At 57.9% G+C, this 15,358-nt stretch carries 8 protein-coding genes; 6 read left to right on the plus strand and 2 right to left on the minus strand.

Annotation, left to right across the window (positions count from 1 at the left end; translation table 11 throughout):
* Nucleotides 1–80: 80 nt before the first annotated feature.
* The gene (locus tag V1278_RS04830) at nucleotides 81–1,292 is read left to right on the plus strand and encodes a hypothetical protein (RefSeq protein ID WP_334379868.1); all 1,212 of its coding nucleotides are present in this window, start codon (nucleotides 81–83) and stop codon (nucleotides 1,290–1,292) included.
* A 39-nt stretch (nucleotides 1,293–1,331) separates the two neighbouring features.
* Here V1278_RS04830 and V1278_RS04835 read toward each other — a convergent pair whose 3' ends face one another.
* Nucleotides 1,332–2,111 carry a DUF2278 family protein gene (locus tag V1278_RS04835; RefSeq protein WP_334379869.1) on the minus strand — a complete coding sequence of 260 codons (780 nt, stop codon included), beginning with the start codon at nucleotides 2,109–2,111 and terminating at the stop codon, nucleotides 1,332–1,334.
* A 676-nt stretch (nucleotides 2,112–2,787) separates the two neighbouring features.
* Here V1278_RS04835 and V1278_RS04840 point away from each other — a divergent pair.
* The 5 genes from V1278_RS04840 (at nucleotide 2,788) to V1278_RS04860 (ending at nucleotide 13,614) form a co-directional block, all read left to right on the plus strand.
* The gene (locus tag V1278_RS04840) at nucleotides 2,788–3,576 is read left to right on the plus strand and encodes a gamma-glutamylcyclotransferase (RefSeq protein ID WP_334379870.1); all 789 of its coding nucleotides are present in this window, start codon (nucleotides 2,788–2,790) and stop codon (nucleotides 3,574–3,576) included.
* A gap of 102 nt (nucleotides 3,577–3,678) precedes the next feature.
* Nucleotides 3,679–4,395: a hypothetical protein gene (locus V1278_RS04845; RefSeq protein ID WP_334379871.1), complete on the plus strand. Its 717-nt coding sequence runs from the start codon at nucleotides 3,679–3,681 to the stop codon at nucleotides 4,393–4,395.
* 32 nt (nucleotides 4,396–4,427) lie between these two features.
* Nucleotides 4,428–9,782, plus strand: a complete 5,355-nt coding sequence (locus V1278_RS04850; protein WP_334379872.1) for an AAA family ATPase — start codon at nucleotides 4,428–4,430, stop codon at nucleotides 9,780–9,782.
* 443 nt (nucleotides 9,783–10,225) lie between these two features.
* Nucleotides 10,226–11,929, plus strand: coding sequence for a phospholipase D-like domain-containing protein (locus V1278_RS04855; protein ID WP_334379873.1), 1,704 nt, complete (start codon nucleotides 10,226–10,228; stop codon nucleotides 11,927–11,929).
* A 575-nt stretch (nucleotides 11,930–12,504) separates the two neighbouring features.
* Entirely contained in the window at nucleotides 12,505–13,614 is a 1,110-nt protein-coding gene (locus V1278_RS04860; protein ID WP_334379874.1) for a TRAP transporter substrate-binding protein, read from the plus strand.
* Nucleotides 13,615–13,816: 202 nt separating this feature from the next.
* Here V1278_RS04860 and V1278_RS04865 read toward each other — a convergent pair whose 3' ends face one another.
* On the minus strand, nucleotides 13,817–15,352 hold the full coding sequence (locus tag V1278_RS04865) for a TRAP transporter large permease (protein ID WP_334379875.1): 1,536 nt from the start codon (nucleotides 15,350–15,352) through the stop codon (nucleotides 13,817–13,819).
* Nucleotides 15,353–15,358 lie beyond the last annotated feature (6 nt).

Below are 15,358 nucleotides of genomic sequence, written 5' to 3' on the forward strand. Positions count from 1 at the left end.
TTCGCTATGGACCGCATCGCCAGATCGATGAGCGTTCTCTACGGAGTGGTGTTAGTTGAACACATGTGGAGGAGGACATCATGCAGCGGTTTCTGCTCGGCATCTGTCTGGCGCTTTTGCCCGCGACGGCATCGTTTGCCCAAACACCGGTCACGATCGATCTTGGCCCCATCGGGGAGGTCGCGACCCTTTATTCCTATCCGAACTGCGCCGAGGTCTGCCCGGCTTACCGAACGCTTCCGCAGACGATCGAACACTACCTCAGCCACTCTTTGAAGCGGGACGGCTTTGACGCGACCACAGTTGATGTTTCGGAATCTGCGGGACGCATCAGCGTCCGGCTAAACGGCGCTGGCGCTGCCGAATATGCCAAAGCGCTGCCAGAATATCTGAAGGCCGGCGCACTCGGCCTCAAGGGAGCGCGTGAGCTGCTCGACGCCCTTGGCCCCGACGGCCGCAAGCTCTGGCGCTATAACTGGCGTTTCTTCTTGCCCCATGGCGTGGCCATGGTCCGGCATCGCACCGTCCAGCTTCTCCACTTTCCGCCCGATTCCGTACTGTTGGACAAGCAGGATTATCTCGCCGCGAACACGACCAAGCGGTGGACGGAGCTGCTCATAGAGAATAACGCAGCCTCGGATGATATCGGCCTCTTTCAGAATATAATCGACATCGTGCCGATTGCGCTGCCAGACCGGGAATCCTGCTTCCTTGACCCTCGTCCCCCGAAATGCGCAACCGCAGATCCAACCACACCGCGGTCCGGCGTCTATCCCCATTTCGACGACTACGTGACCGCGCTTCTGAATCTCTGGCTGCCGCCATCTGGGCAAGCAGGCAGCCGGCCCATGATCGCGTTCGGCGCTCCAGCGCGAAACTGGCTTAAGGCCGTACACAATGTCGACCTTGCGCCGCTTAAACTGGGTGTGATGACGCTGGCATCGGGGATGAAGGTGCAGGTACTCGGCGCCAATCACCCTAGCGCGATCTGGCACGTCAAGGACGATCCGAACAGGCAACTCGCACGGGCAATGTTCATGATGCAGCAAGATCTCACCGCCGCATGCTGGCAAGTGAAAATGGGCATGGACGCGACCGCTGGCCCAGAGCCCACCTTGTCACTCTGCAAGCAAGTCTGGTCCGGACGTGATAAGGACATATGCGAGCTGTCCTATCGGCAGGTATTCAGTAAGACCACGGACGAGGCCAAATGTCTTTGCACGAATGTCGGACCTGACATGATTCGTTCCGTCAGCGGCGCGGAGCTCGACGTGCTGCACACTGCCTACTAGACTAGAAACGCCATACTCGACCCAAGCCCGCCCGACACGCTACGCGGCGGGGTGGCCGGCATTGTCGGTTTTTGTAGCCTGTGAGTTGAAGCGGACCTGCCAGAGGAACAGCGTGGCGTCCTCTCGCTGAACGGCGACCGCGCCGTCCTGCCAGATTCCATTGTCGTCCCACCATTGAGATCCGGCAGGGTCGCCTTGGTTCTGATGGACGTCGTGCACGCCCTGGCCAGTGTCGAATCGTTCGCCGAAAAGATAGACTTTTCGGTTCCCGACCAATTCCGCTTCGAGTGCGGTCAAAGCGTTGTTGCCGTCGCTTCTAAGCCACGGCCGAATGTGCAACGGGATTGCCTTTGGCAGCCAATAGTCGAACCGGTGCATCGAGTTCAAGAATCTCTGCAGGAGAACCTCATGCGCCGGCGGTTTTGGCTTCATCGCCGTCGGAGGCGGCCATTTCGGCGGCAGCGGTTGTGGGGATCTCGGAAGGCCCACTGCGTTTGCCTTCAAGAACCACAGGAAATTGTCCTGCAGGAACGCGGATCGGAGATAGTCAATCGCACCCGAGGCTGGTGACGATGGTAACAGATGAAAGCCGTCTGGCAGGCTTGCAACGGGACCGAGATCGGCCGGAGTCAGATTCCCGCTAAGCCGGTAACTGATCCCGAGCCCTGTGGGCGTATCGACGTCGAGCGCGCTCGTCCACATCCCGGAAGGCATCGAGATCTCAACGTGCCCGTGAAACCATCGGCCGAAGCTGTCCGGCGGATCGCGATAGAAGCGGATAAGGTCGCCGATCGCGACCCCGTAGTGGTCCAAGGGCATGGTTCACTCCCAGTCATGTCGTTGTATGCCAAAATTGAGATTAGGAGATGCTGGTACGCAATGGCGGGTGTTCTGTTGTCCTTGCCGAGACGAGGCGATAATGCAATCGGCTGATCGCAATGTGCCATCTCCCAATAATCTCAAACCGTTGCGCCATAGTTGCTGCGCAGATCCGAATAAGCCGCAAAGTGACCATTTGGGTCGGCCGCCAAACTTCAGCGGGATCTTCGCTCGATCCGAAATCAGTCTATAGAGAGTGCCCACTGTCGATGTTGACGTACCAGAGGCCATGGTTGTCGCTCTCGGTCGAATGGAAAATTAGACAGTCGCTGTCGGGCGCCCTGGGATATGACGGCAGACGAACCCGCGTTGCTGTCGCAACGCGGCCAATTGGTCTCCCTGCGCTCTCGGCCGCTTTTGGGCCGATTACCAAGAGCGTCGCAAGATGTTGAATAGTGCTGTACGATTATAGCATCGGCGACGGTTCGGAGGATGTGAAGGAAATCACAGGGGCGTTTTGCGCCGATATCGACCCATTTTGGCGTGCTACCCGATAGGCTCAAATGGGTGTGACGTCGGGGATCGGGTGAACTCACCGAATGGAATGTTGCGGTACTGTCGACGAGAACGATCGAGCGAAGCGTCGCTACGTAAACTGGGTGCTGGGAGGAGCGATATGGCCTGGTACTTCGGCTATGCCTCCAACATGGATTTGATCTCGCTCCGCGCCAAAGGCGTCGAGCCGCGTGCCTCCAAGCGTGCCGTTTTGCCCGGTTGGCGGTTGCGTTTCAGCGTTCGTCATTTTTTTGACCACGAAGGCGGTGTCGCCAACATAGAGTGCTCCAACGATCGCACCGACGCCGTCTGGGGTGTGCTTCATCTATGCGAAGACGAGCATCTGGCGCTGCTCGACGCGGCAGAGGCAAGCGGCCATGGCTATCATAGGATTAAAATCCGGGTGTTCACCCAACGAGGGGAGCAGGAAGCCGTTACCTATGTCGGAGATCCGTCTTTCGTCCAAGAAGGATGCCGTCCTTCCCGGCGATACCTGAACATCTTAATAAGGGGGGCGACCCAAGCCGGAATTGATTCCGACTATGTAGATGCCTTGCGCCGGCATCCCGTGCATCAGCCGCCAATCGTTCCTGTTTTCGTGCCTCCTCCCGGCGAGTATCCCATATTCACGGCCGCGACGCTGATGCGACACCCGACGCTGACGGCGCTGGCCGGTGCCGTCTTCGATATGGCCGGGGCACGCCGGCAGCATCATTTCCTCCGCGGTCTGTTCGGCGGCAAGGACATGACGCTGTTTCACCTCAAGCGGCTCGATACTTCCGACGGCAGCGAGACCCTCGACGACATCAAGTATGATCGCCTGACGCCGACTCAGCGGCGATATCTCAATGAATATCTGCACGAATACAGTACCGAGTACGCCTATGCCGGCCGATACCTTTACGACTGACGAGGTTATGCGTTTCTCAGTTTGAGGTCCTGCGCTGGGCAATGTCACTTGCGGTAGTCACAGGATCAAAGTACTTTAGCCGCGCGTGTTGGAGGATAGGCCATGGACCAATTGCCGCCAGCCCTGCCCCACGGTTTGCTCGAGGAAGTTTTTCCCGACGTCTTTTTCGTCACCGGTATGATGAAGACGGTGCTAATGGACGTCCCATGGCAATTCAACCGCAACATGGTTGTGGTGCGCGACGGCGACGCACTGACCTTGATCAATTCGATCCGTCTCAACGAGACCGGCCTGACCCGACTTGAAGCGCTTGGCCGCGTAGCGAACGTGGTTAAGATCGGTTCGATGCATGGTAGAGACGATGCATTTTACCGGCAACGCTACGGCGCCAAACTTTGGGCCCTGGCTGGCATGACGCACGAACACGGTCTTGTGGCCGATCGGGAGCTCCGACCGGACGGCGAGATGCCCTTCGCGGGCTGCGGCGTGTTCGTTTTTCAAACAACCAAACGGCCGGAGTGCATCCTGAGCATCGACCGTGCCGGTGGCATTCTCGTTTCGTCTGATTCGCTGCAGAACTGGTTGGAGTCCGACGAATTCTTCTCTGACGAGTCGCGGCAGCTTATGACGGAGATGGGCTTCTTCCAGCCGGCCAATTTAGGTCCGCTGTGGATGCGGATCAACGAGCCGCAGCCGGATGACTTCGCCCGGCTCTGCAAATTGTCATTTCGGCACGCGCTGTGCGGACACGGCGCGCCATTGCGGGAGACCGCCAAGGAAGCGTACACGGCGCGGATTCAGGAAATGTTCGGCCACTGACGGTGGGGCATGGCCCCCGGACGAACGACACCATGGTGACGATAGCGGGGTATGAGATCCGTGCACCTGTCCATCGATCGCATGTGCGATCGATCTATTCCGCAGTTCGCGTTGCGGATCATTTGCCGGTCATCATCAAGACGCTTAATGCTGAGTATCCGAGCAAGCACGACGTCGCGAGGTTGCAGCGTGATTTTCAGATCACTCAACGGCTGCAGTCCATCGAAGGCGTCATTCGCGTGTATGCCCTAGAAACGTACGGGAACGGCAATATCGCACTTGTGCTCGAGCCGTTTGGTCATTCACTGGCGGAAGAGATCGCGGCGAGGAAAGAACGTTTTCCGCTCGACGGCTTTTTCAAGATCGCGATGTCGCTCGCCGAGACGCTCGCGGGCGTACACGAGCTTGACGTAGTGCATAAGAATATTGAGCCCCACAGCGTCCTAGTAGACGCCGCGGGTACCTTGCGATTAATCGATTTCGGCATTTCGTCGGAGCTCGCACTTGAGCGCCAGCAGTATGCTTTGCCCAAGCGGCGGGAAGGTAATTTGCCGTACATGTCGCCGGAGCAGACCGGTCGAATGAATCGTGAGCTCGATTACCGTTCGGACTACTACTCGCTCGGCGTCACTCTGTTCGAGCTGTTGACGGGCAGGTTGCCGTTCCAGGCCGATTCAGTCCTAGAGTGGGTCCATAGTCACATAAGCAAGTCACCTCCGTCCCCGAGCGAAATCGATCCGACTATCCCAGAGGCCGTGTCGGCAATCGTTTTGAAGCTGATGGCCAAGAACGCCGAGGAACGTTATCAGAGCAGCTACGGACTGCTCTCGGACCTCGGCCGTTGCCAACGCGAACTCGCGAATACTGGCGTCCTCCCGATGTTCGCGCTGGGCCAGCACGACGTGTCGCGCAAGTTTCAGATCCCACAAAAACTATATGGACGCGAGCCGGAAATCGCTGTCCTGCTGGCCCTCTTCGAACGCGTCGCTGCGGGAGGTACCGAATTCTGTATGGTCTCGGGATACCCGGGCGTCGGCAAGTCGGCCCTAGTCAACGAGATCAGCAAGCCACTCGTTGGCAGGCAGGGCTACCTGATTCAAGGAAAATTCGACCAGTTTCAGCGAAGCACGCCCTATTCCGCCATCGCGTTCGCATTCCGTGATCTCGTCCAGCAGTTGCTGGCCGAATCTAACGAGCGGCAGCAAGAATGGCGCCAAAAACTGCTGGCTTCCCTTACGCCGAACGCTCAGCTCCTAATTGATCTCATTCCGGATCTCGAACTAATCATCGGCCCGCAACCGCCGGTGCCCGAGCTGCCGCGGACGGAGGACCAGAATCGATTTCAGATCACCTTTCTCAACTTCGTCAAAGTGATTGCCAACGAACAGGCTTTGGTGATCTTCCTTGACGATCTGCAGTTCGGCGACATCTCAACGCTGAATGTGATCCGTTGGCTCGGTACTGCCCGCGACCTTACGCATCTCCTGGTCATTGGCGCTTTTCGCAGTAACGAGATCGACATGGGTCACCCGCTGCGGATAGCACTGAACGAGTTGCAGGAAACCCGCTCGATCCACGAGCTTCCGCTGCAGCCGCTGGACCTCGTGGCCGTTGACCAGCTGGTCGCAGAAACCCTGCGGAGCGACATCGCCTCATGTCAGGCCCTTAGCAAGCTGTTGTATGAGCGGACGTTGGGAAATGCGTTCTTCCTCACTGAGACGCTCAAGGCGCTCGAGCGGGAGCGGGCGATTGCATTCGCTCCGGAGAGGGGGCGCTGGTGCTGGGACATGGAAGCGGTTCGACGCAGTGGGCTTGCAAGCAATGTCATTGAGCTCATGGTGGTCAACTTGCGTCGGCTTCCACCAGCGACGCAGCGTGTCCTGCAGCTGGCTGCGTGCATCGGCAACACGTTCGATCTGCGGACCTTGGCCATCATTTATGAGAGCTCGATTGGTGTGGCCAGCGAGCATTTGTTGCCGGCGCTACGGCAGCATGTGATCGTTCCTCTGCAAGAGGACTACAAACTCGTTGGCGAGGCGCCGACTACGACTGACCATATGGGATTAACGGATGGAGCAAATCCGACGTATCGCTTCCAGCACGATCACGTACAGCAGGCTGCCTATGCCCTGATCGACCAAGAGCATAAGCAGTCGGTTCACCTCAGGGTTGGACGGCTGATGCAGCGTCACGAGAGTCCGCAAGAGCGCGAGCAGCGGCTAATCGATATCGTAGGCCATCTGAACGAGGGTCGTCGGCTGATTGATGATCCGGTTGAGCGCAATGAGCTCGCCCGCTTGAACCTGGCTGCTGGCATTCGCTCACAGCGAGCCTCGGCTTACGAGACGGCGCTGTCATATCTATGCATCGGTCTTGAACTCTTACCGGCCGATAGGTGGGCTACCGAGTACAACCTCACCATGGCGCTAGCGACGGAGTACCAGCAGTGCGCCTACCTCACCAAGCGCTACGACGAGGCCGAGGCATGGATCGAGCAACTCCTCATGCAGGCGCGCACCAACCTTGAGAAGGCCGAACTCTTGTCTATGAGGACAAGGCAGTACTCCACCACCGGCAAGATGGAGGCTTCGATCCAAGCGGCGATAACTGGCTTGTCCTTGCTCGGCGTGCGCATCACCAAATCACCCGACCGCGCTGCGATTCGGCGCGAAAGGATGCGGGTCAAGCGCAATTTGGCCGGCCGGCGGATCGCCGACCTGATCAACGCGCCCGCGCTGTCGGATCCCGCCAAGATGGTTTCAATCCGACTCCTGATGGAGATATTTCCGGCTGCTTTCCTCTCCGGAAGCGGTGAACTGTTCCCGTTCCTGGTGCTGAAATCGGTCAATATCTCTTTGCGCTATGGGAACAGCCCGGAATCAGCTTTCGCCTATGCCGGCTACGGCATGCTACTTTGCGGCGCGCTGGAAGATCCCGCGCAAGGCTACGAGTTCGGCAAGCTCGCAGTGGCGATGAACGACCGCTTCGACGACATCGCGCTGAAGTCACGTGTGATCTACGTATACGCAATGTTCATTCATCACTGGAGCAACCACTGGTCGAGCATGACGCCATGGTTCCGCAGAGGCATCGAGTCCGGTTACCAATCGGGGGACCTGTTGTACCTCGCTTACAGCGCGCAGGATTGCATAATCTGGGACCCGAAGCTGGATCTCGAGACGGCTGTGAAAGAGCACGCCAACTACATGAGCGTCGTTCGCGATTGCGCATACCAGGACTCGTTTGATTCGGGTTCTCTGTTCCTGCAAATGCAGCGCAACTTCTTGGGTTGGACCAACGACCTCTGCTCGATGAGCGACGCCGACTTCGACGAAAAACGTTGTGTGGAGGGCATGCTGCAGCGGCAGTTCATGACTGGCGTCGCTAACTATCACATATACAAGGCCGAGATTTGCTTCCTTTACGGCAACTATGCCGAAGCACTAAGCCACGTACGCGAACAGGATAAGCTGATTGCATCAGCAATGTCGCTCCCCCAACTCGTGCGCTTCTACTTCGTGGCGTTCCTAACATTGGCGGTGTGTCTGCCCGCCATGAAGTCGGTTGAGAAAACCCAGACGCTTAAGCGGATGAAGGCCGATCTCAGGCGAATGACCCGCTGGGCGAACCACTGCCCAGCGAATTTCCTGCATCTGCAGTTGCTCATGGAAGCGGAGTTGACGCGGTTGGACGGCCGGGTTGAGCCGGCCTTGCGGCTGTACGAGCGGGCGATGGATGCCGCGCGCGCCAGTGCATTCCATCGTGACGAAGCGATGGCCAACGAGTTGGCGGCGCGGCATCTGCTTGCCGCGCAGCGTCCAAAAGCGGCCGAAGGGTATCTCCGGGCGGCGCGACATCTCTACGAGCGCTGGGGTGCGCAGCGCAAAATCGAGCACATGGACGAAGAATTTGCGCAGCTGCTGACGCCGCAGGCGGCGCGGAGCTCCGTCGAGGTGTCCGCGACGACCGCGGCGGGCTTCGATTCCGCCTCGCTTGACATGGCCTCGGTGATAAAGGCGTCGCAGGCGATTTCAAGCGAGATCGTGTTGGAGCGATTATGGGCGACGACGATGCGGGTCATGCTCGAGAACGCCGGCGGTCAGCGCGGCTGTTTTGTGGTTCGCAAAGGCGGGCAGTTTGTGATGGAGGGCTTGAGCGAAGTTGGGGGCGATGTTGCTGAAGCGGCGGGATCGATTCCCATCGACGGCGCCGCTGGCGCGCTCTCGCTGCCAATCTCGATCGTCTATCACGTGTTGCATACGAACAGCCCGGTCATAGTGCACGACGTGGCGCGCGCGGGCCGTTTTGCCAAAGACGCCTACCTGCTCGCACGAAAGGCGCGGTCGCTGCTGTGCATTCCTCTAATGCGTCAGGGAAAGCTCGAGGGCGCCATTTACATGGAAAATCGATTGGCTGCCGGCGCTTTCACAGAAGAACGCATAGAAGTCATCAAGTTGCTGGCTGCACAGGTTTTCATCTCGATCGAAAACGCAAAGCTGTACGCGGATCAGCAACGTTTGATCGAGGCCCAGCGACGGTTCGTGCCAAGTGAATTTCTGGAAAGCTTGCACCGCCCCGATATAGCGCGCGTCGAAGCGGGCGAGTACGTGGCCAAGACGATGAGCATTCTATTCGCAGACTTGCGTAACTTCACTCCGCTCGCAGAGCGCCTCGACCCGCGGGCCGTGATTGAACTGCTCAATGGTTATTTCCTAAGTATGGAGCCAGAAATTTCGCAAGTCGGCGGCTTTATCGATTCGTTTGATGGGGATCGAATCAAGGCACTTTTCGACGCTCCTGCGGACGCTCCTGTGCGTGCCGGCGTCGGAATGTGGCGTGCGCTGGACCAGCTCAATCGACGTTCGGTGTATTTGAGCCAACCACAACTGCATATGGGGATCGGCCTAAACACAGGATTCATGGTCCTCGGCGTCATCGGCGGCCGCAACCGCATGCAATGTTCGTTCATCGGTGACACCGCAAACTTGGCGGCGCGCATCGAGCAGTTGACCAAGGTCTATCGGGCGCGTCTACTTATCAGCGAGCATACGCTCCAGGGACTCAAGGACCCGAATGCCTTTGCGATCCGTATGGTTGACCGTGTGTCGGTGAAGGGTAAAAACGAGGGGGTCGATATATATGAGGTTCTTGACGCCGAGACGCCTGAGCGACGTGCAATCAAGCTCAAGACGGTGGAGCTACTCCGGTCAGGGATGGAGAAGTACTTTTGCCGCGATTTCAACGCCGCCCGAATTGCATTCGAGCGAGCTCGCTCCGAAAGTCCCGAGGACGTTCTGCCCACCCTATTCCTAGAGCGTTGTGCACGCTACCGCCAGCAGCCTCCGCCGGACAATTGGGACGGCATTGAGAGACTGGGCCAACAATAGACTACAGTTGCGTGTTTCCAATGTGCTCGCGTGCACTTGATGCAAGAATGATCCCCCTTTGCCTCATCGTCTGAGAGGTTTTATCCGACTGCTCGGCCAAGTTGGCGTTGAGTCCGATATAGCTTCCGCCTCTCCTTGAGAGCGGATGCTGAGGTAGCCGATTGCTTTTTCCGAGCGCTCTCTGCTGCGCGATCCTCTCGCGCATCTGAGCAACATTCGATCGCGCTCTCAAAGTCAGCGTTGATACAATAGCAGAGCTTGCTCGTCGTGCAGGCGATCACTGTCGGCGCATGATTGTGGGTTTGTGAACACTGAAAGTGTGGAATCAATATCCTCGAATATGCCATCGACTTTCAATTGCCGTCGTGAAAAGATGCAATCGTTTACGTTGGACAACGTTGCGGCTCCGCGTGCATACGTCGGAGCAGGCGGGAGGGGCATTCATGCGCAATCTCGTTAAGGGCGACGTATTGCACGTGCGTGCAATCGGAGGATTGCACGTCGTGACGCTGGCGTGGGACTTCGTGCCAGCGCAGGAAGCCAAACATGAGGGGCTGCTGGGCTTTGCGATCGAACGATCGGAGATCAAGGATGGCCAGGTCGTCGAGCGCTATTTCATTCGCGGCATCAAACGATTCAAGCACAAGGACGAGGGGCTGGCTCCTGGTACGCCAGTGCCCACCTCCGAACACCCGATCCAGACATTTCAGTGGGGTGACTACACAGCCAGGCCCTCTACCACGTACGAGTTCAAAGTTATACCGGTCTACGGGAAGCCAAAGCTCCTTGAACTCGATGAGGGTTCGGCTACTACCATAGAGATAACCACCGAAGCCGAGCAGGGCGGTGAAAACGTAGCCAAACCATCGCACGACATCTACTTTAACCGTGGCGCCGCGGGTTCTCAGGCCTTTGCTCGCAAGTTCGGCAAAGCCGAACTGGACGAAGACGATCCGGCTTCCGAGCCGATGGCTTGGCTCTCCCGCGGCCTGTTCGAGGCATTGATCAAATTCATTGGGGTCGCAGCCGGAGAAGACGCTGCCGACTACAAGCTGCGCGCGATGCTCTATGAATTTCGCTATAAGCCGGTCGGCCTGGCGTTCAAGGAAGCGAAGAACGCTGGCGCTGACGTCGATGTTCGCTATGAGGCGCAATCCTACAAGGAAGAAAACGAAGAGATGATAGCGGCGGCGCGCATCAAGAGCATTTGCAAGCCGCAGAAATCCCGCGAAGGCATACGGCACAACAAGTTCATCATCCTTATTCACAAAAACGTACCGGTCGCGGTGTGGACCGGATCAACGAATATTTCGGCAGGCGGCATTTTCGGCCACTCCAACGTTGGCCATGTGATTTGGGATCGTGATCTGGCTCGAAGCTATCTTGAGTATTGGGAGCGTCTTGCGAATCCGAAAGTAACGCTCGCTCCCCTAAAAAAAGCCAACCTTGCCGCAGAGCCGACACCAGCACCCCATACCCTGCCGCCGGATGATCGCATGCTCACGCTCTATTCGCCGCGGGACAACAAGGGGGACGAAAAGACGCTAGAGTGGTATGCGGGCCTGATCGCGGACGCCAAGCGCATCGCTTGTGTCACCTTTGCCTTCAATCTGGACCAGTACTTTCATGACGTTCTTGTCAGGAAAGACAGCACCTTGCGTTACGCGCTTTTCGACAAGGATCCGGGTGATGAGCTGGCAGACGAGATCAAGGTGATCGGGAATACCGTCATAGCCCCAGGCGCCAAGCTGTCGAAGGGAGATCTCGAGTTTTTCCTTGGCGAGAAGCTTACGGGCTTCAACCGGAATTATTACGTCCATGACAAGTTCATGCTGATTGATCCGCTCGGCAGGGATCCGATTGTGGTGACGGGCACCGCGAACTTCAGCAGGCCTTCCCAAAACGTTAACGACGAGAATATGCTGGTCATCCGTGGCAACCAACGTGTCGCGGATGTCTATTTTGGCGAGTTTATGCGTGTTTTCGATCACTTCTACTCACGATACGTGGTGAAGAGAATTAAGGAACAAGGTAGCCACGATCCCGATGCAGGCTTCCTGAAAGAGGACTGGACGAAGTGGGTGCCGGGTCATTTCAAGGAGGGTCCCAAGAAGCTTCGCCGCGAAGCTTTTATGAATCAGAACTGATGCGAAGGCTTCCTCGTTACGCTCCTCCCGATGGCTCACCGATCGTCCCGCGTTCCGGCTGCCAATAGAGGGCGGCATTCGAAAGCGAAGGGGCTCTGGTTTTTCCACGTGTTCTCGCCGCCCTGTGCGCAACGGGAGTGCGCCAGGACTGTTAATCGGCGCGACAGGTGTTCCGTGTGACAGCGTTGACAAGCGAACACGCTTATGTGCACGATTTAAGCCGAGCGAGCCTAAAATCTTAAATAAATCAAAGGCAAGGTACGGGGCTGGGGTTCGTTCCCACTCTCTCCGCCAGCCCTCAAAATGTCCGGCCCATCTATTCGAACAGCTTCGCCGCTGCCCAGAGGGCCCTTTTTGCCACCGCAAGCGGCTGTCTAGCCTAATCACCAACCGGGGTGGCCGGACGGCTATTTTAACGGCCCGTGGGTTCATCTTATTGGAGGCCAGCGAACTCCAGAGCGCCGCACTGGCTGACAGCACCCTACCGCTGTAGGCTATTCGTGTGCTGGCCAGCCACTGAGCTCGCCCCCACACTCTGCCAAAAGGGAGAAAAGCAAAAGGGAGGGAGACGTCCGATGAAAATGAGTTCGCTTAGTCAATTCGCTCTGATCGCAGCAACCTCCGCCACGTTGGCGTTCGCGGGCACAGCGCTCGCCCAACAGCCACGAGTCCTCAAGATACAATCGGCGGTTCCGCCATCGTCCACCACGCACGATGCTCTCAAGTTTTTTGCCGACCGCGTCGACAAGTTGACCGGCGGCAATCTCAAGATCGAGGCGCTGCCGGGCGGCGCGGTCGTTCCGCCGTTTGAGATCCTCGATGCCACGCACAAGAAGGTGATCGACGGTGCCTATGGCATCTCCTACTGGTGGTACGGCAAGAGCGTCACCGCGACGCTGTTCGCCAATACACCGGCCGGCATCTTCGGCATGGATGCCGTCGACTTCATCGGATGGGTCTACGAGGGTGGCGGCCTCGATCTGTGGAACGAGTTCTACCAGAAGGAGCTCAAGCTCAATCTGGTGGCATTTCCGAGCATTCCGCCGAGCCCGCAGGCACTCGGCTGGTTCAAGCGTCCGATCAAGGACCTGCCCGACTTCAAGGGAATGAAGTGCCGCCAGACCGGCATCGTCTCCCAGCTCTACGCCAAAATGGGTATGGCGGTTGTCAACATGCCGGGTGGTGAGATCCTGCCCGCCGCAGAGCGCGGCACGATCGATTGTGCCGAGTGGGTCGGCGGAATTGAGGATCAGCGCCTCGGTCTGCATACGGTCTGGAAATACCACTACACACCCGGCATGCATGAGAGCGCCTCTGTCGCTGAGATCGCGATCAACAAGGACGTGTGGGACAGCTTGCCGGATCAGAACAAGGAAGCCATCAAGTCGGCCACATCAGAGACGTTCCTGCGCTGGTGGGCCAGCTTCCAGAGACAAAACGCGGACGCGATCGCAGAGTTTAAGGAGAAGCACGGAGTTAAGCTCCTGACTACACCGCCCGAGGTCAATCAGGCCTTCCTCAAGGCCTGGGATGAGTTTGCCGCGGCGGAGGTCGCGAAGAACCCGTTCTTCAAGAAAGTCTACGAATCTCAGAAGGCCTATGCCGCCAAGGTCGTGCCCGCCAAGCGCTTCATGTTCCCGCCCTACGCTTTGCAGGCGGACCACTATTGGCCCGTTAAAGAATAAGACGGCCTTGAACGCGATGGCATTCTATTGAATCGCCATCGCGCTCCAGGTTGATTGAGCATGATCTCAGGGCAAACGCTTCGCGTTTGTCCCGAGGGAGAGCCGGTACCAACTATTCCGGATCATGTTCAGGCAAATGGAGGACATAGCTGGAAGGGCGGCCTCGGCCGCCCTTCTTGGTATGATAAGCAGCCGATCGCGCTTACCTGACAAGGTTCGGCAACCACAGTGCGATTTGCGGGAACAACAGCAGCAGCGCCAGAACTACGACCTGAATCACCATATAGTCGGACATGCCCCGGTAAATCGTGCTCAAGCTCCATTGCGGAACGACGTTCCGCAGGTAGTACGCCGACATTGCAACGGGCGGGCTCAAGTACGACGTCTGCATATTGACGGCGGTCAGTGCGCCAAACCAGATCAGCAGGTCGAGCTTGTTCAAGCCGAACTGAAGCTTTTCGACCACCGGCAAAACGATCGGAAGAAAGACCAGGATGATCACGGGCCATTCAAACGGCCAGCCGAGGACGAAAAAGATCACCATGATCAACGCCAGCTTCCACCAGTCACTCAACGGAAGGGCGAGCAGATAGTTGGTAATCAAGTTCGCCGTACCCAGCTTGGTGAAGACAGCGCCGAACACCGTCGAGGCCACCGCCAGAAACAGCACCATGGCCGAGGTCACCATCGTGCCGATGGCCGCATTGGTGATCGATTGCATGCTGAGCCGGCCGTAAAAGAGTGCAAGGAGGACAGCGCCGAAAGCTCCGCACGAGGCTGCCTCGGTCGGCGTGGCGATTCCACCGACGATGGTTCCCAGGGTAAATCCAATCAGCGCGCTCAAAGGCGCAACGCCGAGCATGACGGCGCGGAAGTAGGCGTTCCGGAAGTAGGGGTAAGCCGTCAGAATCGCTAACACCGAAGCGACGGCCGATAGGCCAAACGGTCCGATCGTAAACGCCAGACGCGGCACACGCGCTTGGCTCAACAACAAATCGAGCAGCAAATACGCCAATGCGACCAAGCACACGAGGCCCAATCCGACTACAGGAGAGCCTACCTTTTCAGTGGTCATCGCGTCATAGGTGGCTGCGCGCTCCTCCATGGTCATGGCTGGACCGAGCTTCGGATTGATCAAGCTGCGGACGAGGGTATAGGTGATATAACAGCCAGCGAGCAGAAAGCCCGGGCCGAACGCCGCTGAATAGAGAAGATTGACGGGCACGCCCATGACCGGGCCCATGACTACCAGCATTACGCTCGGAGGGACCAGAATGCCGAGCGTACCGCCGGCGGCGATTGCACCCGCTGACAGCCGCGCGTCATAGCCGGTTTTGATCATCATCGATCCGGCCATGATGCCGAGCACGGTCACCGCGGCGCCCACGATGCCGGTCGCCATCGCAAAAATAGTCGCCGTTAGAATTACGGCCAAATACAGCGATCCGCGCACCGGCGCGAGAACGCTGCGCAAGGCCACGAACAGCCGCTCCATGAGTCCGGCCTGTTCGGTCATGTAACCCATGAAGATGAACAGCGGCACGGCGGGAAAGATCTCGTCTTTCATCGTGCCCCAGATCTGCAGGTAGCCGAGATTGAAAGTCTGTTCCCACCCGAGGCCAATGCCACCAAAAACAAGGGCGAGAAACAGCAGCGTGAAGGAAATCGGGAAACCGATGAAAATGACGAAGACCATACCGACGAGCATGGCAAGTCCGAGAGCTTCGGCGGCGGTCATGGTTGT

The organism is Bradyrhizobium sp. AZCC 1577 (assembly GCF_036924575.1).
GTDB lineage: Bacteria > Pseudomonadota > Alphaproteobacteria > Rhizobiales > Xanthobacteraceae > Bradyrhizobium.